Below are 24,713 nucleotides of genomic sequence, written 5' to 3' on the forward strand. Positions count from 1 at the left end.
GTATGCCGGGTCGTGCTCAGTCAGTTGCGAGCGCGACGGCGCACGACGAGCACGATGGCCGCGACCAGCGCGAGCCCGAGCACAACGGCGAGGATCGGCAGCATCGGGGTGGAGGATTCCTCGGCGGGCTCGTCCGCATGGTCGGCATCCTCGGCAGACTCGTCGGTGGTCTCCTCCGGCTCGGCCACGGCAAGCACATCGACGGGTGCGATGCCCGGGCCTTCGGAGCCGTCGGAGTAGCGCCATCCCTCGATGGCGCCGGGCGCGGGGTCAGCCTCGTCGGCGCCGACCTCGTAGCTGGTCCACTCGCTGTCGGGCTCGGCGTTCCAGTAGGACCAGTAGTTGCCGTCGAACTCCTCAGGGCAGGGGTCGGGCTGGCCGTCGATCGTGCAGATGAGGCCGGGCTGGGAGTCCTCCGGAGCAAATCCCGCGGATTCGAGCGCCTCACGACCTGTGGTCGGGTCCCCATCGGCGCAGCCGACCTCGATGTCGCCGCCGACGTCAGTGAAGTCGACCACGACGGTCACGCCGGTCTCATCCGGGCAAGCGGTGCCGACCGGCGCGGGGGTCACGGCCTCAGCCCCGGCGGAGGGGGCGCCGAATGCGCCGGCGAGGGACGCCGTCGTGAGGGCCGCGGCAGCGGCGAGGGCCGGGAGGGAGCGGAGGGTCAGGTGCATCGGGTGCCTTTCTCAAGGGACCACGAGGGCGCCACGACCTGCGGCCGGGGGCACTACCCGCAGTCCACGACGGGTCGAGCTTCGACGTCCTGGCCAGGTGATCCGACTCTCACGGTTGCGGGACAGCGCCGGAATTGCACCGGCTTCCCCTGGGCCCAGGACTGAACATCTCAGTATGGCGCGTCTCTCCCGGGCCGGGCGAATGCTGAGCCATCCTGGTCGGATGAGGATCTACACACGCACCGGTGACGACGGCAGCACGGGCCGGCTCTATGGCGGACGGATCGCCAAGACGGACCCGGTGATGGAGACCGGTGGGGACGTTGACGAGGTGGTCGCGCTGCTGGGGGTGGCGCGGGCGGCGACCTCAGAACGAGCCTCGGACGATACACAGACCGCCGAGACCATCCTGCGCCTGCAGCGCGAGTTGTTCGTCCTCGGCGCCGATCTCGCCGCCAACCCGGATCACCGGGACCGGCTCGACCCTGGAGTGTCGCTGGTGACCGACGACATGGTCACCGGTCTGGAGGAGTTGATCGACGAGCTGGTCACGGCCCGGCCGCTGAAGCCGGTGTTCGTGATTCCCGGCGCCACTGCCCAGAGTGCCACGCTGGATCACGCCCGAGCTGTGGCCAGGCGCGCGGAAAGACACGCACTCGCCGCCAGGGAGGCGGGTGGTCAGGTGAGCGACGCCGTCGGGCGCTACCTGAACCGGCTCTCGGACCTGCTGTTCGTGCTCGCCCGGCACGCCGCCGGGGAGACCGAAGAGCCCACCACCCGCTGACCGACCACAAGCCCACCGACCACCCGCCCACCGACCACCAGCCCACCGGGGGTGAAGTTGACGTCGGTTATGGCCGAATAATCGACGTCAACTTCACCCCCGGTGCGGGTGGCGTCGGTGCGGGTGGCGTCGGTGCAGGTGGCGTCAGACCTCAGCGCGTGGAGAACGCCGCGTCGAAGGCGGCCTCCGACGGCTCGTACTTACTCACGTTGCGCACGAACTCCAGGGCCTCGGGGGCGCCGACGAGGCGGTCCATGCCGGCGTCCTCCCACTCCACCGAGAGCGGGCCGTCGTAGCCGATGTGGTTGAGAGCGCGGAACGCGTCCTCCCACGGCACGTCGCCGTGGCCGGTGGAGATGAAGTCCCACCCGCGGCGCGGGTCCGCCCACGGCAGGTGCGAGGACAAGCGCCCGTTGCGGCCGTTATTGATGCGCACCTTGGTGTCCTTGCAGTGCACGTGGAAGATCTTCTCGGGGAAGTCGAGCAGGAAGCCCACGGGGTCGAGCTGCTGCCAGACCATGTGGCTGGGGTCCCAGTTGATCCCGAAGGACTCCCGGTGGCCGATCGCCTCCAGCGTCTTCACGGTGGTCCAGTAGTCGTAGGCGATCTCGCTGGGGTGCACCTCGAGTGCGAACCGCACGCCCTGCTCGTCGAAGACGTCCAGGATCGGGTTCCAGCGGTCGGCGAAGTCCTGATACCCGGCCTCGACGAGCTCGTCCCGCACCGGCGGGAACATCGCGACGTACTTCCAGATCGACGAACCGGTGAACCCGGTGACGGTCTTGACCCCGAGGCGCTTCGCGGCGCGGGCGGTGTTCTTCATCTCCTCAGCGGCGCGCTGGCGCACACCTTCGGGGTCGCCGTCGCCCCAGACCGAGTCCGGCAGGATGTCGCGGTGCCGCTCGTCGATCGGGTCGTCGCAGACGGCCTGACCCTTGAGGTGGTTGGAGATCGTCCAGACCTTGAGGTTGTTCTTCTCGAGGATGGCGAGCTTCTCGGCCACGTAGTCGTCGTCGGTGGCGGCGCGGTTCGGGTCGAGGTGGTCGCCCCAGCAGGCGATCTCGAGGCCGTCATAGCCCCACTCGCCGGCCCGCCGGCACAGTTCCTCGAACGGCATATCGGCCCACTGGCCGGTGAACAGGGTGATCGGTCGTGCCATGGGTGTGCTCCTCTACTCAGGCGGGGACTTCTGTCCAGGTGCTGTTCTCGGCGGACGACCGCTCGACGGCGTCGAGCACGCGCTGCACCCGCAGCCCGTCGGCGAAGGACGGCTCGGGCTGGGTGCCCTCGGCGAGCGCGGTCACCAGGTCCACCACCTGGTGGGTGAACCCGTGCTCGTAGCCGAGGCCGTGGCCCGGAGGCCACCAGGCGGCGATGTAGGGGTGCTCGCCCTCGGTGACGAGGATGGTGCGGAACCCGTTGGTGCGGGTGCCTTCGCGGGCGTCGAAGTACTGCAGCTCGTTGAGACGCTCCAGGTCGAAGGCGACCGATCCCTGCGTACCGTTGATCTCGATGCGCAGCGCGTTCTTGCGCCCCCACGCGAACCGGGTCGCCTCGAAGGTGCTGATCGCCCCACCGGAGAGGCGTGCCAGCCAGATCGCGGCGTCGTCCACAGTGACGGGCCCGAGCTCATCTCCCCCGACGCCGGCGATCCCGACCCGCTCGGTCTCGACCGGGCGTTCCTTGACGAACGTCTCAGTCAGCCCGGCCACGCCGGTGATGTGCTCCCCGGTGATGAACTGCACGGCGTCGGCGATGTGGGCGCCAATGTCGCCCAGGGCCCCGGAGCCGGCAACATCCTTCTGGAGGCGCCATGAGAGCGGGGCCTGCGGATCGGCGAGCCAGTCCTGCAGGTATTGGGCACGGACCTGACGGATCTCGCCCAGCTCCCCCTCAGCCACGAGCTGCCTCGCGAGCTGAATGGCGGGCACACGCCGGTAGGTGAATCCGACCATCGCCTTCACACCATTCGCCGCAGCCTTCTCAGCGGCCGCCGCCATCTGCTCGGCCTCGGCCACGCTGTTCGCCAGGGGCTTCTCGCACAGCACGTGCTTGCCCGCCTCCAGCGCGGCGATCGCGATCTCGGCGTGCGTGTTCCCCGGGGTGCAGATGTCGACGAGGTCGACGTCGTCGCGTGCGATGGCCGTGCGCCAGTCGGTCTCGGTGTGGGCCCAGCCGAGGTTGGCCGCTGCGGCGGCGAGGTTCTCGGGGTTGCGCCCGCAGATGAGGTGCTGCACGGGGTTCAGGGGCAGGTCGAAGAACCGGGGGGCCACGCGCCACCCCTGGGAGTGGGCGGCGCCCATGAAGGCGTAGCCGATCATCGCCACGTTCAGCGGCGGGGACTGGGTGCTCATCGGTGAGATCTCCTCGGGCCGTGCGGTCTCGGACGGTTCGCCTCCACGGTATCGGCACTTTTGACGATAGTCGAGCAAAAGTCCGAGGTGGACGCTACGGTGAGTGCCGTGCCCACGACCACCGCCACGCCTGCACCCGACGGACGCTCCGCCGTCGGGGCCGGGCAGTTGCTGCAGGTGCTGCGCGACGGGGTACCCCGCACCCGGGCGGACCTGGTGGCCGAGACGGGGCTCGCGCGCTCCACGGTGACGCTGCGCCTGGACGCGCTGCTACGTACCGGGCTGCTGCGCTCGGAGACGGGTACCTCGACGGGTGGACGGCCTCCGATCTTCGTCCGCTTCGATCCCCGGGCCCGCACCGTGCTGGCGATCGACCTCGGGGCGGCCCACCTGGCCGTCGCGGTGACCGATCTCGACGGGAACGTGCTGGCCGAGCATCGGGAGGATCTGGACATCACCCTCGGTCCGGGCCCTGTGCTCGACATCGCTACCCGACGCGGCCAGGAGCTGCTGGCAGAGGTTGGCGGTACGAGCCCGCTCGCCGGAGTCGGCATCGGGCTCCCGGGTCCGGTGGAACAGGCCACCGGCAGGCCACGAACTCCGCCGATCATGCCCGGCTGGGACGGTGCGGACGTTGTCGGGGTGCTGGGGCAGAGCTTCAAGGCGCCGGTACTGGTGGACAACGACGTCGACCTGATGGCGCTCGGTGAGCACATCACCAGCTATCCCACGACGGCGCACCTGATGTTCGTGAAGATCGCCACCGGCGTGGGGGCCGGGATCGTGGCCGATCACCGGCTGGTGCGTGGCGCCGACGGCGCGGCCGGGGACCTGGGGCACGTCGCAGTACCGGGCGGGGCGCCGGTGCAGTGCGCCTGCGGCAACACCGGGTGCCTGGAGGCACTTACCAGCGGGACGGCGATCCTTCGCTCGGTGCGGGCGTTGGGCCACGACGCACGGCGGTTGGAGGAGGTGCAGGCACTGCTCGGCGATCCCGGGGTCGCCGAGGTCGTCCGCCTGGCCGGGCAGAACCTGGGTGCAGTGCTCGCCGGCTGCGTCAACCTCCTCAATCCATCGGTGATCGTGATCGGCGGGCCGCTCGCGCACGAGCCGAGCCCGCTCTTCGAGGGCATCGAGCAGATGGTGCGCGGGCGTTCGCTCCCGCTCGCCACGAGCAAGCTGCAGGTCGTGGCGAGCCGCACCGGGGGCCGGGCCGGGCTGCTGGGCGGGGCGCGCGTGGTGATCGACCGGGTGCTGGATCCTCGGACCGTGGACGCCATGGGATCGGCATAAGCGCCCGCGAGCACTGGGGCTCGCTACCGACCGCCATCTCCGATTGATGACGCATGACGCTCCCCCTCGGACACCACGTCCCGCGAAAGCGGCGACCCGAGCAGGTACAACCCCACGCCAACCACAAGGCTCGCCCCCAGAAAGGTAGCCATCGCAGCATCCTCCCAAGTACTCAGGGCCACGGGAGAAGCCAGCGCCAGGCCCGCAATCAGAGCCCACACCGTGTTCCGCCCTCTCCACGACACGTAGATCAGGCGTCCGATTGCCATTCCAACTATTCCCGCTCCGGCGATCTCCAGCACTGCCATCGCAGCATCTCCATCCGAGACGACGGCCCGCCATGGTGAGGCAGTGAAGCATCGGGAACCGCCGTCCTCACCTGGTACTGTCCACCACTCTGCAGACAATGACAAGCGTCTCGCGACGTGGACGGCTCGTCTCAGGCCGAGCAGGCCGCATCGCCCGCCGCGCAGCGCAACGATCCGGTGAACACGTGCCGGTTGGGTGAAGGCCCCGCCCTGGGTATCGCGGTCAGTGGGTGGCCTGGCGCACCAGCTGCAGCAGCGCGTGGGCGTAGGCGTCCTCCACGACGGCGGAGGTGAAGGTATGGCGTTCGCCGTCCGGGTCGCGGGTGGTCACCTCGTAGCCCTGCGCGCCACGCGTCAGGGCCTCGAACGTGCCACCGAGAAGGTCTCGGAGCTGATCCTCACGAGGAAGCCAAAGCGCCTCGTCGGCGGCGACGTTGTCGAGCGCCCATTCGGTGGTGCCGTTGAAGTTGAGCACCGTTCCGGTGTCGTAGGTGCGGGGCTCGATCACCATGTGGGAGAGGATGAACACCTCCTCGGACAGTGCCTCGGCCTCGATCCGGAACTGGTCGCCCGGGGCGGGGTCCCAGCGCAGGCCGGCGTCTCGGAGGTCGCGGGCGAGGGTGTCACTGATCATCGTTCCAGTATGGGTGCTCAGTCCGGACTCTCCGCCACGGCGTCCGGTCCTTCCTTGAGTAGCCGCTCGAACCCGGCCTCGTCGAGGATCGGCAACCCGAGATCCCGCGCCTTGGCCTCCTTCGATCCGGCGCCAGGGCCGACCACCACGTAGTCGGTCTTCTTCGACACGGACCCGGCGGCCTTTCCGCCGGCAGCGATGATGGCCTCCTTCGCGCCGTCCCGGGTGAAGTGCTCCATCGAGCCGGTCACCACGACGGTCAGGCCGGTCAGCGGCCCCTCCTGCCGGGCGGCACCCGGGCCTGGATGGTCGGGGACGGTGAAGCGGACCCCGGCAGCTCGCCACTGGGTCAGGATCTCCCGGTGCCACTCCACGGTGAGCCATTCGGTGACGGCCGCCGCAATCGTGGGCCCGACACCCTCGACCTGCGCAAGCTCGTCTTCACTCGCCGCCTCGATCGCGTCCAAGGATCCGAACCAGTCCGCGAGCGCCCGTGCCGCGACCGGTCCGACGTGGCGGATGTTGAGACTGACGAGCTGGCGCCACAGGTCCTTGGTCTTGGCCTTCTCCAGTTCGGCGACGAGCGTCTCGGCCTGGCTAGAAGGCACCACCTGCTCGACCTGTCGGATACCTGCCTTGCGGCGCTCGGCGGCGGTCAACCCGGCGGCCTCCGGCGGGTAGTCGCGCACCGTCTTCTGGAACGGTCGGCGGAGGGAAGGTTCGCCGTCATCGTCGGCCTTCGGCTCACCGGTCTCGGCGTCACGGACCACTACTTCGATCGGGACGAGTTCGTCGATGGTGAGGTCGAACAGTCGCGCCTCGGTCACGAGCGGAGGATTCCGGGGCACGCGAGGCTGGGTCAGCGCCGCCGCCGTCACTTCCCCGAGGGCTTCGATGTCCAGCCCGCCCCGGGAGCCGATGTGCTCGACCCGGCCGCGAACCTGCGCCGGGCAGGACTCCGCGTTCGGGCACCGCAGATCGATATCCTCCTCCTTCATCGGTCGCAACTCAGTGCCGCACTCGGGGCACTCGGCCGGCATCACGAACTCCGTCTCGCTGCCGTCCCGCAGCTCGACGACCGGGCCGAGGATCTCCGGGATCACGTCCCCGGCCTTGCGCAGCACCACGGTGTCCCCGATGAGCACGCCCTTGGCTCGCACGACGTCCTGGTTGTGCAACGTTGCCTGCCGGACCACGCTGCCGGCCACCAGCACCGGTTCCATCACGCCGTACGGTGTGGCACGACCGGTGCGCCCGACCCCGACGGCGATGTCGAGGAGCTTGGTGTGTACCTCCTCCGGTGGGTACTTGTAGGCGATCGCCCACCGGGGAGCACGACTGGTCGCCCCGAGCTCGTCATGCAGGGCGAGCTCGTCCACCTTCACCACCACGCCGTCGATCTCGTGCTCGACATCGTGCCGGTGCTCGCCGTGATACTCGACGAACGCGGCGACCTCCTCGATGGTGGTGCACACCTTCGAGTGCGGGCTCACCGGGAGTCCCCAGCCGGCCAGGAGATCGTAGATCTCACTCTGCGCGGCCACTGGTGGGCGCGGCCAGGCACCGATCCCGTGCACGTACAACCGCAGCGCCGCCACGCGCGCGTCACCGGCCTCCCGTTCCAGGCCGGTCTTCTTCTCCAGCTGCTGACGCAGCCCGCCGCTGGCCGCATTGCGCGGGTTCGCGAACGCCGGGAACCGTCGCGCTGCCGCAGCCGCCTCACGCTGCTCATCGAAAGTGCCCCGAGTCGCCTCTGAAGCGTTCTTGGCCCGCGACTCCCACCGCTCGCGAGCGGCGGCCACGGCTCGCTCCTGGAGTCGGGCCTGCAGGTCGTTCAGCTCAGCGAACGCCTGCGTCGGGATGAACACCTCCCCGCGCACCTCCACCAGATCGGGATGATCGGTGCCCGCGAGTCGCTCAGGGATACCCGCCACCCGCAGTGCGTTGATGGTCACGTCCTCCCCGGTGCGCCCATCCCCACGCGTGGCGGCACTGGTCAGGCGCCCGCGCTCATACCGCAACGAGATGGCCAGCCCATCGATCTTCAGCTCGCACAACCACGCCGGTGCCCGGCCCGCTGCGGCCGCAGTCTTCGCCGCCCACTCGGTCAGTTCCTCTACCGAGAACACGTTGTCCAGGCTCAGCATCGGCTCGGCGTGCTCGACTGGGTCGAACAACGCCGACCGGGCCGCTCCCACCACCTGCGTGGGCGAGTCCGGAGTGCGCAGCTGAGGGTGCTGCTGCTCGAGTTCCTCCAGTTCGCGGAACAGCTCGTCGAAGGCTGCGTCCGACATCAGCTGGGCATCACTGTCGTAGTAGGCCTCCCGGGCGTAGCGCACCTGGGCGGCGAGCTCGTCCCAGCGGGACCGGACGTCAGGATCGACGGTGGCGTCGTCGGTGGAGATCGATGCGTCGTTCACACGCCCATTGTCGCCCGAGCCACTGACATCGGCTCCCAGATCGTCCGATGCGCGCGCATGTGGTGAGATGAGCACAGTACGCCCACCCACGGCCTACGGAACGGAAGGTCATCTCCATGAGCGCACCTCCGCCGTCGGGGGCTAACTCCTACGGGTGGCAAACACAAGACCCGTACGGGCAGCCTCCCGGCCCACCACCGACCGGACAGCCCATCGGGCCACCGGATGGGCATAAAGCACCGCGCCTTGCCAACCCCAACGTCGGCGGGGTGGTCCTCCTGCTCGTGCTCAGCTCGATCGGGTACCTCGTCTGGCACGTGATCCAGTGGACTGAGCCGTTCGTGGAAGCGATGGACGCCTGCGCCCGCTCCGGTCAGGCCGAGCTGGTCTGCCTCACCGGGACCGATGCGCGGCGCTGGTTCTACCTGCCGCTCGCCGCCGTCGTCGCTGCCTGGTCGCTCGCCGCCGGTGCGCGAATGGAAGGCAAGCAGGGCCGCACCCGAGGCTTCCTGTACGCGATCGCCGGCTTCGCCATCCTGGGCCTGAGCGCCTGGCAGAGTGCCTCATGAGTGACCCGTTCGGAGGGCGATACCACGATCAGGGCATCGGCGGCATGGATCGACGCTACGTCTCCGGCATGCTCGTCTCGGTGGGCCACCTGCTCGGCTGGTCCGCCGTGCTGGTCCCGCTGCTGGTCTTCGGCCTGGTGGGTGCCGCCTTCATCTCTGTGGACTACGGCTGGGTCATGCCTACTGGCGCGCCGTCACTTCCCATGGCTGTGCTGGTGTGTGCGGGCATGTTCCTCGGCGGTGCGATCACGGCGGCGATCGGTCGATCCCGAGTGCGCAAGCTTCGGCCCTGGGCCGGGGTGATCTGGTACGTGGTGGCAGCGGGGATGTTGCTGGGCGGCTCCGCGTGGCTGATCGAGGCGTACGGCATCCCGGTATGAGGTAGCACTGGTGTGATGTGATGGAGGGGTGACGAGCCGAAGACCTCCCGAAGACTCCCGGTCTCGTCCCCCCGAACGTGTCGGCTTGCTGTTCACCATGGTGCTCGCCGGGCTGGCGATGATCGGCCCGTTCACGATCGACACAGTCTTCCCGGCGTTCGAGCAGATGGGCGGCGAGTTCCGCGCCGATACCGCCGCCATGCAGCAGGTGACGAGTTTGTACCTGCTGTCGTTCGCCGTCATGAGCATCTTTCATGGCCCGATCTCGGATGCGATGGGCCGCAAGCCGGTGATGATCATCGGGCTGCTCGGGTTCACGGCCGCGACGATCCTGTGTGCCCTCGCGCCGACACTGCCGGTGATGCTGGTGGGGCGGTTGCTGCAGGGAGGATTCGCCGGGGCCGCCACGATCGTCAGCCGGGTGGTGATCCGGGACCTATTCTCCGGGTCGGCGGCACAGCGGTTGATGTCGAACGTGATGATGATCTTCTCCGTCGCGCCGGCGATCGCGCCCGTGGTGGGCGGGTGGTTGCTGAGCGTGGGGCCGTGGCAGTCGATCTTCTGGGCCATCGCGTGCTACGGGGTGGTCATGGCCGTCACCGTGGGCGTGGTACTTCCCGAAACCCTCCCGACGGCGGAGCGTCGCCCCCTCAATGCAGCTTCCGTGGTGCGGGCGGTCATCCGGGTGGGCTCCCGGGGTGCCGTGGTGCGGCTGGCGCTGCTGACAGCCTTCACGTTCGGGGCCCAGTTCACCTATATCGCGGCGGCACCGATCATCGTGGTGGACCTGCTGGGCCTGGGTGAGCGCGACTTCTGGGTGCTGTTCGTGCCGCTGATCGGCGGGATCATGGCGGGTGCGTTCATCTCTGGGCGGACTGCGGACCGAGTGCCGCGCCGGCGGCTGATCGACGTGGCCATGACATTCGCGCTGGTAGCGATAGCTGTGAACGTTCTCATCGTGGCGTGGCAGCCCTCGCTGCCGTGGGTGATGCTCGCTCCCCCGCTTGCCGCGACCGCCGTGGGCACGATGTTCCCGGTGCTGAACCTGGAGATCCTCGACCAGGCCCCCGATGATCGCGGGGCCGCTGCCTCGCTCGGTGCGTTCGGGACGTTGTTCGGCAATGCCGTACTTGCCGGGGTCATCATTCCGGTGGTCTCGGGGTCGCTACTGCATCTGGCGTTGACGAGCCTGGTGTATGCCGTGCTTGCGATGGTGTTGTGGCGGTGGCATCGGTCGCGGCCATCCGACCCCGCCGCTACGCCCCTCCCGCACGAGCGAAGCTGAGACTCTGCTCGACCACGGAGAGCACCGCCTCCAACTCGGCCGTATTCCGCGGGCCGTAGACCATGAACTCGGTGTCGTAGTCGGCGTACTGGTGTGGCTCGGCCCAGCCGAGCCGTACGAGTGCGTCTCCTCGATCCGCCGGCAACACGAGATGGACGCTGGTGTCTTCGACACCGTGCAGATGTGCCGGCTCCAGGCGCCTGCCCGGCGCAAGAGAGGTTTCCGGAGAGCGCTCATCAGGCATGTCGCGGATGAAGACGGCCCGTGACGATGGCGGTGAGACCTGACTGATGCCCTCCACCACCCCGTCGAGCTGGAAGACTCTGGCGACGAGCTCGCCCCACAGGGCTGCTGGTGCACGCTGATCCAACTGGCGGTGTGGCCCCTGGTCGGAGGTCGTCGGACGCGCTCCGGGCCTCGGCTCGTTCAGCATCCCTGAACCGTAGCGACGCTCGTATCTCAGAGTCATGCCCTTTGCGGCAGGCGGCCATGGACGTACCTTGGCTGGCGCAAATGTTCGGACGACTGACCCATCGCGTCCACGCCCATCGGCTGGCTTCTAGCTGTCGAACTGGGCACCGCTGCAGACATCGATCCGTGGGTGACCACCGCGTGCGTGTCCCAGTCGGGGGTTCGGCCCGCTCACGGACTCACTCTCAGGCTCAATGTCGGTGGTGGGTGGGAGAGTGCTTTCATGACCTCGACAGCAGCTCACGACACCTTCTCGGTTTCGGCCGGGAAGGGATTGTTGGCTGCGGTGCGGGCTACTGGGGTGGCGGCTCGCGCGGTGGAGGTCGAGCGGGCTGAACTCGTCCTGGCGTGGGTGAGGGAGGGGGCGATCATCCCGGGCGAGGTCGACCCCGATGACGTGGTCGACGGCGGTGGGGTGTTCGACCCGGACGAACATGCCGGTCTTCCGGGCACGCAGGAACCGATGCGGTTGGCGGGTGCGGGTGCTCCGCGGGTGCCGGATCTGGGGTTTGTGTCGTTGGCGGCGGCGTTGGGGATGTCGAACGAGGCCGCGTTGGGGTATGTGGGTGCGGTGGTGGAGCTGGCGTACCGGTTGCCGGTGCTGTGGGGCCGGGTGCGGGCCGGGCAGGTCAGCATCACCCGGGCCCGGGCGGTGACCCGGTTGACGAAGCGACTCCCCGCCGATGGGGCAGCGTGGGTGGACTCCCAGGTGGCGTGGACGATCGGGTCGTGTTCGTTGGGCCAGATCGAGCGCACCGTCACCGCGGCGATGGAGTCCTTCGACCCCGAGCGGGCCGAGCGGGACCGGCTGGCCGAGCTGGAGCGGCGCCGGTTCGACATCCACCAGGACGAGGTGTCCACCGCCCGGGGGTGCGGTGGTGGAGGTCGAGGGCCGGCTCGAGCTCGCCGATGCGTTCAACCTGGAGGCCGCGGTGAGAGCGGGAGCCCGGGCACTGACCCCGATGATGCCCGGCACGAGCGAGGCTGTCCGCCGTTCCCTCGCCGTCGGCGACCTCGCCCGCGCCCAGACGCCCCTCCCCCTGCACGGCACCAGTGAGACCGCGCACGCGGCCTCATCGGAGGAGAACCTCCGGGGGAGCCGGACGAGCACCGCAAGGCCAGTGAATCACGGTGGTATCGCTGACCCGGAGCCCTCGTCGAGGGCGACCCGCCGATCCGTCATGCTCTATCTGCACCTGCACGCCGACGCCCTCGAGCGGCGGGGCGTCGACGCGGATCATCCGACGGCGGGGGTATCAGCGCGCCTAGAGCTGGGGCATGTCGGACGTCGCGCGGATAGGGCTGCCGTCGCGAGCGACGCAGCGAGTGCGACCAATACGAGCAATCGCGGGCTGGGAGATCCGGCGATCTCCCAGCCCGCGATTGACGATCTCGACTCAGATCCCGGCGCACTGCCCGGATGAGGATCCGCTGACGACACTCGCAGCGCCCTCGTTCTCAGGTTCTGAGGAATTCGACGAGCACGCGAGCGAGCCGCGAAGGTCGTTGCCTGCGAATACGAACGCTCCCGTTGTTGCCGTCACTGACACCGCTCCGCGGATCGAGCTGTCCCGAAGTTGCACGGTGGCCGCCTCCGACGAGGTCAGGCCACCCAGAACGGTCGACCCCTCGACGAGGAGCGACCCTCCGGGCTGTACGTTCACGCCGCCGGCGACTCGGGCGCCGTCCACGCACGCCATCTCACCCGCCGACACGACGAGGCCGTCACTCACCGGCTCCGTGACAGTTGCGGTGCACGCCAGCTCAGCCGTAGAGCCAGCCACGTTGTACCGGAACAGGTGGGCACCGGCACTGAGGTAGACGTCGCCGTTCCCATCAACGGCACCCCAACGGAGGCCGTTCGCGATCCTCGTGGTCTCTCCCGTCGACGGATCGTGCACGCTGAAGCGCCCTCCGGCGGAGACGTAGATGAGCCCGTCGGCATTCGACCTCATCACCGTTCCGTAGGCCCAGTACGTGGTGCCCGTACTGTAGCTACCTCCGACATTCCCCCGGACCTCGGACTGACCCGTCGCGGGATCGTAGGCGAACAACGACTCCTCCGCGACGCCCCAGACGAGACCGTCAGGATCGACCATGAGGCCGGTGATGCCCTCGCGCTCCGCTCCGGCCGGATCGATCCTGGCCACGACGGACCGGGTCGCAGGATCGAAGACGATCAGCTTTCCCGCGGTATTGCCGCTGGGGTCGGAGCCCAGGCCACCATCAACGGTGCTGCCGATGTAGACGAGACCGTCGGTCGGGTTGTAGGCGACAGAGACGATGTTCTCGTCGGCGCCGATCTCGGAGGTCAGCCATTCGTGCTCGCCGGTAGCACCGTCCCAGATCGCCAGTCCGCCCTGGGTCTGGCCGTAGGTCGCCACCGAACCCATGTAGATCTCGTCGCGATCGGGGTTGTAGGCCATCCCGAAGGGCCGGTCCTGACCTTCGTCCGCGCCGTTGAACAGCGTGGGCACGGTGTTCGGATCGGCCGGGTCGTAGGTCGCCGGATCGAGCACGTCGAAGCGGGCGTGTCCGTACCCCCCGAGGTACAGGTTTCCATCCCGCACGACGGCGGACTCGAACTGACCGCGCTGCATGGTCGGGCCGTGATCGGCACCGCTCGGGTCGACCTGCGACAGTCCGACCATGTACCCCGAGGCCCACACGGAACCGTCAGGGCCCTCGAGGAGCTTCTGAATCAACGTCGGCTGTGCGAAGTCGATCGCGTTCTCGGACACCATGGTCTCGCTCGCGAGGTCGGCAACGAACACCCCGGACGCGGACGTTCCGTACAGCAGCGGAGTGCCGCTCGAATCGTCGACCACGCCGTTGGAAAGATACCCACCGATCGTGATGTCCGTCTGCCGGAACGAGTTCGCGCCGATGCTGTACTCGACCAGGGCTCCACCCGATGTCGAGAAGATCGCCGTCTCGGAGTCGGCTCCCTGGATCAGGTGGTGGCCGAAGAAGTAGCGAGTCTGCTCCGGATCCCAGTGGATGACGTTCCCGTCCAGGTCCAGCACCAGCATCCGCAGACCGACCTGCGCGAAGATCCGGTCGCCCACGATGTCCATCCGGCCGACGAACTGGGTACCGTCGTTCAAACCCGGTGCCGTGGACTCATCGGCGATCAGTGTCTGCTCGCCACGACCGGCGTCCTCGACCTTCCAGATCTGCGGGACTTGCCCACCCGAGCCGACGTAGACCGTGTCGGTGGCCTCGTGATAGGCGATCGCGTGGATGTAGTCCGCATTCGGGTCGATCTCACGCAGCAGCTCGACCTCGTCGGTCTGCGCGTCCACCTGAAGCAGACGGCCATCGGGATACGCCCCGATGTACATCGAGTTATCGGGACCCGGCGACATCCCGAACGTCGAGTCCTTCTGGTCGCTCATCCGGCCCATATCCTCGCATTCGCCGGTAGCGGGGTCATAGCGCCACAACTTCGAGTCGTGGTAGGTGCCCCAGTACACGCGACCGTCGTCGGCGATGTTGAGATTCCGTGCGGCCTCGGCGCCCTCGACGACACAAGAACGGATCAGGTCACCCGTCTCCACGTCGGTCACCGCGAAGGTCGCGGGGTACCCCGACCCTGAATCTCCCTTGAACGCTTGATACGAGACGTGCCGTCCGTCCTCGATACCGTGTGCCGCCTGACTGGGAATCTGAGTCGTGACCGGAGTGCCCAGGTACTCGAGGTTGTCGTCCTGCGCGAGGATCGTCTCCACGCGGGATTCCTCGTCCGGCTCGTCCGGTTCGCCGACCGCCGGCGCGAAGTGTGCCCGGTCGATGAACGTGTCGAGCGTCGCCCCGGAGACGGCATAGAAGAGCAGGCGCGCCGAGACTGTGCCCTCGGGAGCTTCGAACCGGACCGCTGTGCGCTCCCAGGTATCTGTCGTGGAACGCACCATCTCGTACGGCTGGGTGATGACGTTTCCGTCGGCGTCGTCGAAGTAGAACGTGACGCTCAACGCTCCGCCCACGCGATACTGGTCGAAGCTGAACTCGTAGGTCTCCCCGGCATCCGCCGGCACCGGGTCCGATACGAGCCCGCCCGTGCGCATCCCGTCCTCCCGGACGATGTGCAGGCTTCGCACGCCGTCACTCGCACGCTCACTGCTGAACGAGACGAGTTCGTCCCTGCCCCACAGGACAGACCAGCCCGGAGCGCTCGTCACGTCAGCGCCCTCTTCGAAGCTCACGTTTGTCAGCAGATTCACCGATCCGAAGAACACGTTGTCGAGGTAGCTGTCGACCGTGACTCCCGAGGCGGCGTACAGGATCGGTCGAGCCGCCACAGCCTCTGCCGGCGCCTCGAAGTACGCCGTCCCGCGCTCCCAGGTGTCCGCAGTAGTGGTGACCATCTCGTACGTATTCGAGATCACCGTTCCCTCGGCGTCGAAAAAGTGCATCGTGGCACTGAGGCTGCCCCCGGCGAGGTACTGGTCGAAGCTGAACTCGTACCGTTCGCCACCTTCCACGGGCACCGGGTCGGAGATGAACCCACCGGACCGGCCGTCCTCGTCCCGGACCACGTGGAGGCTCCGCGCACCATCGCTCGCACGATCCGCGGTGAACGAGACGACCTCGGTCCGCCCCCACAGGACCGACCATCCCGGAGCGTCTGTGACGTCAGCGCCTTCCTCGAAGCTCGCATTCGCCAGGAGATTCGCCCGTCCGTCCTGCACCGCGTCCGCGTGAGCCGGCGCACTCCCTGGGGTCAGCAGTGCGCCCGCGAGCGCCACCACAGCTGCGCCCGCAAGCATTCCTCGCCATCGGTTCATCGATTCCTCTCCTCCGAGCACACCGCGCTCCTGTCATCTCGAGGCTCCGGCTTCACGTGTCAGCCCGCACTGCGTGCATCGGTTCCTCATTGAACTGCAATCGGTTGCACGCAACCTAGCGGACAATCGGACGGCGCACAAGAGGTGGTCCCGGGCGCGATCGGCCGATGCCGACGCAGTGCCTGCGACTCAGGCTCGGCTCAGCGCCGCCCCACGACCAGCCTTGACGATGTTCCCCTGTCCGAGCACCCGCGACCTCTGATAGACCACGATCGACTGTCCCGGCGCGATCCCCCGCAGCGGCGACCCAAGTTCGGTCAGCAACTCCCCATCCCGCAGCATCACCCGCGAGTCGACCGGCTCCCCATGCGCCCGCACCTGCACGCTCACCTCGGTCCACTCCTGTGCCGGCACGTCATCGGCCAACCAGACCACCTCACCGGCCGAGATCTCGGTCACCGAGAGCAACTCGCTGGGCCCCACGACCACTCGGTTCGCGGCAGGGTCCACCTCGAGCACGTACCGGGGCTTGCCATCGGCAGCCGGCCGGTTCAAGCCGAGCCCGCGCCGCTGCCCCACTGTGTACGCGTACGCCCCATCGTGCTCGCCGACCACCGCACCGTCGGCGTCCACCACCTCACCGGGAGCCGCACCCAACCGGTCACGCAGGAACCCCTGAGTGTCGCCGTCGGCCACGAAGCAGATGTCGTAGGAGTCCGGCTTCGCCGAGACACTCAGTCCCCGCTCGGCGGCTTCGGCCCGCACCTGATCCTTGCTGGCCACCTCCCCCAGCGGGAACATCGCCCGCGCCAACCGCTCCGCCCCCATCACGGCCAGCACGTACGACTGGTCCTTCTCCGGATCACCGGCACGGTGCAGCTCACGCCGCACTCCGCCGCCCTGAGGAACGTCCACGATCCGCGCATAATGCCCCGTGGCCACGGCATCGAACCCGAGCGCCAGCCCGCGATCGAGCAGCGCGTCGAACTTGATGTGCTGGTTGCACCGCACACACGGGTTCGGCGTGCGACCGGCCGCGTACTCGGAAAGGAAGTCCGCGACCACCGTGTCCTCGAACTCCTCCGAGAGATCCCACACGTAGTACGGGATACCCAGCACATCCGCGGCCCGACGGGCATCGGAGGCGTCCTCGATCGAGCAGCACCCGCGCGAGCCGTTGCGGTGCTGAGCCCGCGAGCGCGAGAGCGCCATGTGCACGCCCACTACGTCGTGCCCGGCATCGACCGCCCGGGCGGCCGCGACCGCCGAGTCCACTCCTCCGGAAAGTGCCGCCAGAACCCGCATCACACACCCACCTTCACATCACGCTTCTTCCGTGGCCGGTAGGCCGCCCGCGCCTGCTCGACCGCACGAGGCAGCACCGCCAGCAATGCCTCAACGTCCCGCTCACTCGAGGTCCACCCCAGAGTGAGGCGCAGACCGGAGCGGGCTGCGCCGTCGTCGGCCCCCATGGCAGCCAGCACGTGCGACGGCTGCTGCACCCCCGCCTGGCACGCAGACCCCGACGACGCGCACACCCCCGCCGCATCGAGTGCGAACAACAACGCGTCGGCATCAGCGCCATCCACCCGCACATGCAGGTTGCCCGGCAGTCGCCCCTCCCCTTCGGGCCCGCTCAGGTGCACGTCCGGGATCGCACGCACCCCCGCCAGCATCCGGTCGCGCAAACCGGCCAGGCGCACCGCCTCGCTCTCCCGGGCGGACACCGCCTCGCGCAGCGCGACAGCGAACGCTCTGATCGCCGGCACCGGGATCGTCCCGGACCGCACCGACCGCTCCTGCCCTCCCCCGTGCAGCACCGGCGTCAGGCCCAGCTCGCGGCGGGCGAGCAATGCTCCGATCCCGATCGGTGCACCAAGCTTGTGGCCCGAGACGGTCAACGCATCGACGCCGCTGCCCGCGAAGTCCACCGGCACCTGACCGACGGCCTGCACGGCATCGGTGTGCACCGGAACGCCCGCCGTGCGCGCCACCTCGACCACTTGCTCGATCGGCTGCAGCGTGCCCACCTCGTTATTGGCCCACATCACCGACACCACCGCGGTCTGCTCCGTCACTGCGGCCGCGAACGCGTCCAGGTCGAGCCGACCAGCCTCGTCCACGCCCACCTCGGTCAGGTCTGCCCGCTCGTGGGCGGCGAGCCACTGAACGCTCTCCTGAACCGCAGGATGCTCGACGCCGGAGGTCACCAACCCCCGTCGCGTATCCGTGGCGCGGGCACGCCAGATGCCCTGAACGGCGAGATTGTCAGCCTCCGTGCCGCCGGCGGTGAAAATCACCTCGGTGGGGTGGGCGCCCAGGTCGGCAGCGATCGACTCGCGCGACTCCTCCACGAGGCGCCGCGCGGCGCGGCCGGCGGCGTGTAGGGAGGAGGGGTTGCCCACCTGCTCCAGCGCCTCGGCGTACGCGGCCGCCGCCCCCGGTCGAGCCGGGGTCGTCGCCGCGTGGTCGAGGTAGGTCGTCACAACGATCCAGTCTACGTTCGCCCCATCAGGTGCCGACCGGCACTGGGGGTAGACCTGCTCACATCAACGAGCCTGATCGTGCGCTGCCTCGATGCGCACATCGTGACCATCACCACAGCGCGGACCGTCGAGTTCCCGGGTGGAGACGCAGATCCCGGTGGCCGAGTCCAGGCGCACTTCGAACCGTGTCGCGTATCCGCCCTCGCGGCGCGGCTCGTCCGGGCGGAGGTACTCCGCCGCAGCCACCGCGCAGTCCAGGAGCGGGCAGCAGGAGCAGCGGGGGTCGTAGTCCGCGGTCGGTCGCAGGACTGCCTCCCAGGCGGGGCGCCCGTGGTGGGTGACCTCCCGGACTGACTCGATCAGCGTGCCCGGTCGCCATGTGCCGTCCCGAGGACTATGCGAGTCCGCCAGCTCACGGGCGTCGAACATCGCCACCCAGTGATAGTTGACATACATCGGCACATCGTGGTCGTACTCGTCTCCGAACCGTTCGGCCACGAGCCCGTCGTCGGCGAACCGCGGCCTCGGAGCGCTCGGCACGGACGGCGTCATTGGCTGACGCATGTCCGGCGGCAGCGGCGACCAGCCGAACGTGGTGGTGAGCTGGGCACGCGGTCTGTCCGGCTGGCGCGTGGGAGGCTCCTCCTCCAGCAACTGCCCCTGCAGATCCTCCACCCGCATCCGCGCCGGCCGCTCGATCCACGCCCGCACCGGCTCCCCCGCATGCGGCCCACGCCACGAGGCCGTGAACGCCACGCGCTGCCACAGCCACGGGCTCGAGCGCGCGAGGCGGCGAAACCTCTCCTCGCTCACCCCACCCATCCAGGCAGTATGCCGGACGCCTGCCGGCCCGGATACGGTGACCATGTGCATGAGGAAGGCAACAGCAAGCCCCGTCGCCACCATCGTGCCCTCCTGACCGTCGGGGCCGCCGTCGCGCTGTTCCTCGTGATCGCGCTCGTCCTGGCACGGATGCTGATCACCGGAGCAAGCGACAGCGCAAGCGATGACGGGCCCGGCTCCACCACACCACCCCAGCTGGACACGGCATGGGTCATCACCCCGTCCGAGGCGGCCGGTACCGACGCCGTCGGTGAGTTCATCCTCGGCACTGACAACGCCTTCACCGGCCCGCCGTTCATCACCACCGACGAGGCCTGGGTGGCGCTCGCCGGCCCGGAAGACGCCCGGCAGGCGAGCGTCGTGCTCGGAATCGACCCGCAGACCGGCGCCACGATGTGGAAGCACGACGTGCCGTCGGGGCTCTGCGGGGCCGAAGCGGTCAACGGCGCCGTGGGGTGCGTGTACCGCTCCGACGACGGCTGGGCGGTCCTGGTGATCGATGCCGCCACCGGGGAGATCATCGCGGAAGGACCAGCGACGGCGCTCGCCTCCGTCCACACGGTCAGCTTCAGCGAGACGGGGCTACTCGTCGTCGGAGAGGGGCGGCGGATCGCGTTGACCATGGTCGCCTACGACGGGAGCCTCATCTGGCAGGAGAAGTTTGCCGACATCCCCGGCAGCGAGCGCATGTTCGACACCTTCCTGCAGGAGCAGATGAACGGCGAGGACAACGCCGAACCGGCGCTGGAGCGCCCCCGCTGGCGGACGCTCACCGGCCCGCACGTGCTGCTCTGGTCCACCCCGGGCGTGGCCGTCATCAACACCGAGACCGGCGACGTGATCGCGCACGAGTGCCGCCGGGCCACGGCCAGCGAGGACCACTACTACTGCGCGACAGACGACGGAATCGTGCGGCACGAACTGGACGGGACGCCGTCGTGGACCCTGCCCCACCTGGACCTGGTCAGCCCACCCGACACCACACCGGCCCGCCCGGTGGCCGTGGACGCGCAGAATCAGGTGGTGGCAGTCGACTGGGACTCACCGCAGGCCCAGGGACCGGTGATTGCACTCGAGCTTCGCGCCGACGACTTCCGCCTTCCACCGCTCGCAGGAGGGACACCCGAGCACTACACGGTCCAGGGTGAGAACACGCTCGTCGCGCTGGAGACCACCAGCGATGCCGTGCGGTGGCAGCTCGATATCTCCGACTACCTGGGCTCCGACGTGGTCGCCGTCGGAGACGTGCTGGTGATCGACTCCTCACCGATGCTGGGCATCGATGCCAACACCGGCGAGGTGCTGTGGGAGCGAACCACCTACATCGGCCTGTACCTGCACGTCATCGCCGACGAGACGCTCGCCACCCTGGGGTTCGACGAGCTCGCCCGGTTCGAGTTGCCCTAGGACTGGGCCCGATGCTCGCGGATCGCCTCGGCGGCATCGGTGAGCACGGAGGCCAGATCCCCCACGACGGCGAAGTCAGCCATCTCCACCAGCGGCGCCTCCGCGTCAATGTTCACCGCGACGATGGTCTGCGAGGCCGACATGCCGCCGATGTGGTGCGGCGCCCCGGAGATCCCGGCGCCGATGTACAGCCGCGGCGCCACCGTCACCCCTGTCTGCCCGACCTGCGCATCGTGCGGCAGCCACCCCTCGTCCACGCAGTCACGCGTGGTGCCCACGGCCGCCCCGAGCACGTCCGCCAGCTCGTGCACCGGATCGAAATCACCGAAGGTGCCGCGTCCTGCGGCCACCACGATGGCGGCCTCGGCCAATGCTGGGCGGGCCTCACCATCAGCGGTGTGCTCCTGCCGGCTGACCAGCTCCAGCCCTGCCGGCACCTGCGCGGTCACGGTCAGGTCCCCGGTCTCTACGTTCGCCGGGGCGTCGACTTCCTGGGAGGGGACCGCGTTCGGGCGCACCGTGGCCACACCCCGATCGGTGGTGACCGCGCAGGAGGTGTCCCACGTGCCACCGAAGGCGCGCTTGGAGCCCGCCAGGTGTCCCTCGTGCAGGCGCAGATCCCCCACGTCGACGAGCAGCCCTGCCCGCAGGTGGTGCGCGGTGTGCGCGGCGATCTCCTTGGTGCCGAATGTGGAGGTCAGCAGCACCGCCGTCGCGTCCAGCTGCGTGGCCGCATCTGCCAACGCCTGCCCGACGGCGGCCGGTGCCTCCAGTGCGACGCCACCGGTCTCCAGGTGGATCAGCCGGGTGACGCCATAGCGCCCCAAGGTCTGCACGGCCTCCTCGCCGAGGGCTTGGGCGTCCCGGGCACTGACGGCGACGACGTCGCCCACCTGCCGGGCGAGCGTCACCGCCTCGAGGGCACCCTCGCGAACCGGATCGCCGTCGAGGTAGACCACTGCCGTTGCCATCAGATCAACCCTTCGGAGATGAGGTAGTCGGCGAGCTTGCGCCCGCCCTGCCCGTCGTCGTCGGTCACGAGCTGCGGGCCAGCTCTGTCCGGCCGGCGGCTCGCCTCAAGCACCTGGGTGCGGGAGGCGACGTCGGCGGGCTCGAGTGAGAGGTCAGCGAGCGAGACGGTGGCGACCTCCTTGGAGCGGGCCGCGAGGATCTCCTTCATCTTCGGCAGCCGCGGGCTGTTCGCCACATCCGTCACCGAGATCACGGCCGGCAACGGGGCGCGCCACGTCTCGGTGGCGCCGGCCACATCGCGCTCGATCGTCACCACCCCATCAGCGGAGGAGACCTCATGGGCCACCGTGAGCTGCGGGAGGCCCAGTTCGGCGGCCAGCAGGGAGGGCACCACGGCACCGAGCCCGTCCAGCGCTGCCATCCCTGTCACGACGGCGTCCACCTCGCCGATCGAGCGCACCGCTGCTGCGAGCGCCGTGGTGGTGGCGGCGTAGTCGGCACCGGCGAGGGCATCGTCGATCACGTGCAGGCCGCGGTCTGCACCCATCTGCAGGGCGCGTCGGACCGCGTCGACGGCGCTGGCCGGCCCCACGGTCACGGCGATCACTTCAGCCTCGGAGGCTCCCTCGCCCAGGGTCAGCGCAGCCTCGACCGCGTTCTCGTCCACCTCGTTCAGCGTGCCGTCCTCGGTGGAACGTACAACGCGCCCCTCCGAGAAGGCCCGCGCGGACTCCAGCTCGGGTACATGCTTCACGCACACTACGATTCGCATACGCCCAGCCTGCCACTCCTGGCAGCCGGAGCCGCAATTTCCCCCGACCGTGGACCACATCGTGACCATCTCCCCCGCTCCTGTGCTCGAGACTGCCGCACGCGCGTCCGACACGGCCCGCCGGTGCGCCGTCGAGCCGGACCGGTTCGGAGTACATCTTCGAGCCGAGGGCGTCGAGGCGATGGTCCACGCACCCCGGGCCGTCTCCGTCGACCTGTGCCTGCTCGACCTGGGAGCTGACGGGACCTGGCAGGAGCGGCGGGTGCGGCTGCACCGGGCGCGGTGGGGGCGCTGGGCGGGTTTCATTCCCGGTGTGCGGGCGGGTCAGGTGTACGGATTGCGGGTGCACGGTCCGTGGGAACCCACTCACGGGCTCTGGCACAACCCTGACAAGCTGCTGCTGGACCCTTACGCCCGAGCTGTCACCGGAACGCTCGAGGTCGTTCCGGCCGTCTACGGGCACCAGGTCGACGCCTCGCTGAAAGGCCGTGGCACGATGCGGGACCGCCGCGACAACCTCGGCCACGTCCCGCTCGGTGTGGTGGTGGACGACACTTTCAACGGCGACCCGGCACAGCACCCTCGGATCCCATGGGAGACGACCGTGGTGTACGAGGCGCACGTGCGCGGTCTGACCCAGCGTCTGCCCGGTGTACCGGAACAGCTGCGCGGAACCTACGCGGGCCTGGCGCACCCCGAGACCGTGGCGTACCTGAAGGACCTGGGGGTCACCGCCGTCGAGCTGCTGCCGATCCACGCGAAAGTCAGCGAACCTGCCCTGACCACGCGTGGGGTCAGCAACTACTGGGGATACAACACGCTGGGCTTCTTCGCTCCCGAGCCCTCCTACGCGACGGCAGCGGCGCAGGAGGCCGGGCCGGCGGCCGTGCTGGATGAGGTCAAGGGCATGGTCTCGCTGCTGCACGAGGCCGGGCTCGAGGTGATCCTCGACGTCGTCTACAACCACACCTGTGAGGGTGGACTCGACGGGCCGTTGCTGTCCTGGCGCGGACTGGACGGCGCCGGCTACTACCTGCACGAGGGCATCACCCACACCGCTTACCTCGACGTGACCGGCTGCGGGAACTCCCTCGACTTCCGCAACCCGGTGGTAGTGCGGATGGCGCTGGATTCACTGCGGTACTGGTCGCAGGTGGTGGGCGTGGACGGCTTCCGATTCGACCTGGCCGTCACCCTGGGGCGGCGCGGAGAGCGGTTCAAGCCCGATCACCCCTTCCTTGTGGCGCTGGCCACCGACCCCGAGCTGTCACGACTGAAGCTGATCGCTGAACCGTGGGACGTCGGCCCCGACGGGTGGCGCACCGGGCAGTTCCCGGCCCCGCTGGCCGAGTGGAACGACCAGTTCAGGGACGCGATCCGTACATTCTGGATCGCCGACGCCGCCGCTGCCGTGCATGGGAACAGCGGGAACGACCTGCGCGACCTCGCCACCCGGCTGGCCGGATCGGCCGACCTGTTCGCTCACGACCCTCCGCCGGACGGTCGCGGGCCGGTCTCGGCGGTCAACTACGTCACCGCCCACGACGGGTTCACGCTCGCGGATCTGGTGGCCTACGACCACAAGCACAACGACGCCAACGGCGAGGACAACCAGGACGGCAGCGACCACAACATCTCCTGGAACCACGGGGAGGAAGGGCTGACCGAGGATCCGGAAATCCTCGCCCACCGGCGCCGCACCATGCGCAACGTGCTCGGAACCCTGCTGCTGGCCTCCGGGACGCCGATGCTCACCGCCGGGGACGAGCTGGGGCGCACCCAGCACGGCAACAACAACGCCTACTGCCTCGACGACGAGACCGTCTGGGTGGACTGGCACCTGGCGACCTGGCAGGAGGAGCTGCTCGCCACCACGCGGCACCTGCTGGCGCTGCGGCGTCAGCACCCGGCACTGCGCCCGGGCCGGTTCGAGGTTCCCGACCCGGTACGCCCGGCGCTGGCGTGGTACGACGAGCACGGGGCGTCGATGACGGTCGAACGCTGGCACGACGTGCACCGCCGGGTGCTGCAGATGTACCGGCGCCCGCAACAGCCCGCCGAGGGCTCGGACGCGCTGATGGTGATCAACGGCGCCGCCAACCCGGTGCGGGTGACCCTCACCAGCGCCGGGGCCGATCAGTTCCGGCTGGTGTGGGACTCGGCTCGGGACACCCCGCAGGGCCAGCCCGGATCGGACGCCTGCGCCGATGCCGGTACCACGGTGACGATGCCCGAGCTGAGCATGCGGGTGTATCTGAGCTGCTGAGCTAG

At 69.0% G+C, this 24,713-nt stretch carries 20 protein-coding genes and 1 riboswitch; of the genes, 8 read left to right on the top strand and 12 right to left on the bottom strand.

The features are described 5' to 3' along the window. Nucleotides 1-20: 20 nt before the first annotated feature. Entirely contained in the window at nucleotides 21-677 is a 657-nt protein-coding gene (locus IM660_RS13090) for a hypothetical protein (RefSeq protein WP_193496108.1), read from the bottom strand. An 87-nt stretch (nucleotides 678-764) separates the two neighbouring features. Further along, nucleotides 765-838: riboswitch (adenosylcobalamin-variant (AdoCbl-variant) riboswitch) on the bottom strand. A gap of 62 nt (nucleotides 839-900) precedes the next feature. Here IM660_RS13090 and IM660_RS13095 point away from each other — a divergent pair. After that, nucleotides 901-1,461: a cob(I)yrinic acid a,c-diamide adenosyltransferase gene (locus IM660_RS13095; RefSeq protein WP_193496110.1), complete on the top strand. Its 561-nt coding sequence runs from the start codon at nucleotides 901-903 to the stop codon at nucleotides 1,459-1,461. A gap of 151 nt (nucleotides 1,462-1,612) precedes the next feature. On the opposite strand, the gene IM660_RS13100 is transcribed toward IM660_RS13095, so the two are convergent. Both IM660_RS13100 and IM660_RS13105 read right to left on the bottom strand, forming a co-directional pair. Continuing rightward, the gene (locus IM660_RS13100; protein ID WP_193496112.1) at nucleotides 1,613-2,620 is read right to left on the bottom strand and encodes a sugar phosphate isomerase/epimerase family protein; all 1,008 of its coding nucleotides are present in this window, start codon (nucleotides 2,618-2,620) and stop codon (nucleotides 1,613-1,615) included. A 16-nt stretch (nucleotides 2,621-2,636) separates the two neighbouring features. Next, a complete protein-coding gene (locus IM660_RS13105; protein WP_193496114.1) occupies nucleotides 2,637-3,815 on the bottom strand; it encodes a Gfo/Idh/MocA family protein in 1,179 nt (392 codons plus the stop codon). Nucleotides 3,816-3,923: 108 nt separating this feature from the next. On the opposite strand from IM660_RS13105, the gene IM660_RS13110 reads away from it, so the two are divergent. After that, on the top strand, nucleotides 3,924-5,108 hold the full coding sequence (locus tag IM660_RS13110; protein WP_246464943.1) for an ROK family transcriptional regulator: 1,185 nt from the start codon (nucleotides 3,924-3,926) through the stop codon (nucleotides 5,106-5,108). 531 nt (nucleotides 5,109-5,639) lie between these two features. Here the strand turns inward: IM660_RS13110 and IM660_RS13115 are convergent. Together IM660_RS13115 and ligA are read right to left on the bottom strand one after the other, a co-directional pair. After that, nucleotides 5,640-6,050: a hypothetical protein gene (locus tag IM660_RS13115; RefSeq protein WP_159623480.1), complete on the bottom strand. Its 411-nt coding sequence runs from the start codon at nucleotides 6,048-6,050 to the stop codon at nucleotides 5,640-5,642. A 17-nt stretch (nucleotides 6,051-6,067) separates the two neighbouring features. Next, the gene (gene ligA, locus IM660_RS13120) at nucleotides 6,068-8,470 is read right to left on the bottom strand and encodes an NAD-dependent DNA ligase LigA (protein ID WP_193496118.1); all 2,403 of its coding nucleotides are present in this window, start codon (nucleotides 8,468-8,470) and stop codon (nucleotides 6,068-6,070) included. 269 nt (nucleotides 8,471-8,739) lie between these two features. On the opposite strand from ligA, the gene IM660_RS13125 reads away from it, so the two are divergent. From IM660_RS13125 to IM660_RS13135, 3 genes are all read left to right on the top strand, one after another. After that, nucleotides 8,740-9,039 (top strand): hypothetical protein, encoded by a 300-nt coding sequence (locus tag IM660_RS13125; protein ID WP_193496120.1) that lies wholly within the window; start codon nucleotides 8,740-8,742, stop codon nucleotides 9,037-9,039. Further along, the gene (locus tag IM660_RS13130; RefSeq protein ID WP_193496122.1) at nucleotides 9,036-9,419 is read left to right on the top strand and encodes a hypothetical protein; all 384 of its coding nucleotides are present in this window, start codon (nucleotides 9,036-9,038) and stop codon (nucleotides 9,417-9,419) included. Before IM660_RS13125 ends, IM660_RS13130 begins: the two co-directional genes overlap by 4 nt. Before the next feature lie 85 nt (nucleotides 9,420-9,504). Beyond that, on the top strand, nucleotides 9,505-10,704 hold the full coding sequence (locus IM660_RS13135; protein WP_246464944.1) for a multidrug effflux MFS transporter: 1,200 nt from the start codon (nucleotides 9,505-9,507) through the stop codon (nucleotides 10,702-10,704). Here the strand turns inward: IM660_RS13135 and IM660_RS13140 are convergent. Further along, nucleotides 10,676-11,137, bottom strand: a complete 462-nt coding sequence (locus tag IM660_RS13140; protein WP_246464945.1) for a luciferase domain-containing protein — start codon at nucleotides 11,135-11,137, stop codon at nucleotides 10,676-10,678. The genes IM660_RS13135 and IM660_RS13140 overlap by 29 nt on opposite strands. Nucleotides 11,138-11,398: 261 nt before the next feature. On the opposite strand from IM660_RS13140, the gene IM660_RS13145 reads away from it, so the two are divergent. Further along, nucleotides 11,399-12,232, top strand: a complete 834-nt coding sequence (locus IM660_RS13145; protein WP_193496124.1) for a DUF222 domain-containing protein — start codon at nucleotides 11,399-11,401, stop codon at nucleotides 12,230-12,232. 340 nt (nucleotides 12,233-12,572) lie between these two features. Here IM660_RS13145 and IM660_RS13150 read toward each other — a convergent pair whose 3' ends face one another. From IM660_RS13150 to IM660_RS13165, 4 genes are all read right to left on the bottom strand, one after another. Further along, on the bottom strand, nucleotides 12,573-15,962 hold the full coding sequence (locus tag IM660_RS13150; protein ID WP_193496125.1) for a carbohydrate binding domain-containing protein: 3,390 nt from the start codon (nucleotides 15,960-15,962) through the stop codon (nucleotides 12,573-12,575). A gap of 189 nt (nucleotides 15,963-16,151) precedes the next feature. Next, on the bottom strand, nucleotides 16,152-17,267 hold the full coding sequence (gene mnmA, locus IM660_RS13155) for a tRNA 2-thiouridine(34) synthase MnmA (RefSeq protein WP_193499403.1): 1,116 nt from the start codon (nucleotides 17,265-17,267) through the stop codon (nucleotides 16,152-16,154). Then, nucleotides 17,267-18,448: a cysteine desulfurase family protein gene (locus IM660_RS13160; RefSeq protein WP_210768981.1), complete on the bottom strand. Its 1,182-nt coding sequence runs from the start codon at nucleotides 18,446-18,448 to the stop codon at nucleotides 17,267-17,269. Before IM660_RS13160 ends, mnmA begins: the two co-directional genes overlap by 1 nt. Before the next feature lie 63 nt (nucleotides 18,449-18,511). Continuing rightward, entirely contained in the window at nucleotides 18,512-19,270 is a 759-nt protein-coding gene (locus IM660_RS13165; RefSeq protein ID WP_193496126.1) for a hypothetical protein, read from the bottom strand. A gap of 9 nt (nucleotides 19,271-19,279) precedes the next feature. Between IM660_RS13165 and IM660_RS13170 the strand changes: the two genes are divergently transcribed. Continuing rightward, entirely contained in the window at nucleotides 19,280-20,698 is a 1,419-nt protein-coding gene (locus IM660_RS13170; RefSeq protein WP_193496127.1) for an outer membrane protein assembly factor BamB family protein, read from the top strand. Here the strand turns inward: IM660_RS13170 and IM660_RS13175 are convergent. Both IM660_RS13175 and IM660_RS13180 read right to left on the bottom strand, forming a co-directional pair. Then, nucleotides 20,695-21,669 carry an electron transfer flavoprotein subunit alpha/FixB family protein gene (locus IM660_RS13175; protein ID WP_193496128.1) on the bottom strand — a complete coding sequence of 325 codons (975 nt, stop codon included), beginning with the start codon at nucleotides 21,667-21,669 and terminating at the stop codon, nucleotides 20,695-20,697. The two genes, IM660_RS13170 and IM660_RS13175, sit on opposite strands and share 4 nt — an antisense overlap. After that, nucleotides 21,669-22,424: an electron transfer flavoprotein subunit beta/FixA family protein gene (locus IM660_RS13180; protein ID WP_343071996.1), complete on the bottom strand. Its 756-nt coding sequence runs from the start codon at nucleotides 22,422-22,424 to the stop codon at nucleotides 21,669-21,671. Before IM660_RS13180 ends, IM660_RS13175 begins: the two co-directional genes overlap by 1 nt. A 79-nt stretch (nucleotides 22,425-22,503) precedes the next feature. On the opposite strand from IM660_RS13180, the gene glgX reads away from it, so the two are divergent. Next, nucleotides 22,504-24,708 (top strand): glycogen debranching protein GlgX, encoded by a 2,205-nt coding sequence (gene glgX, locus IM660_RS13185; protein WP_281389247.1) that lies wholly within the window; start codon nucleotides 22,504-22,506, stop codon nucleotides 24,706-24,708. Nucleotides 24,709-24,713: the final 5 nt, after the last annotated feature.

Origin of the sequence: Ruania alkalisoli, assembly GCF_014960965.1 — a bacterium.
GTDB lineage: Bacteria > Actinomycetota > Actinomycetes > Actinomycetales > Beutenbergiaceae > Ruania > Ruania alkalisoli.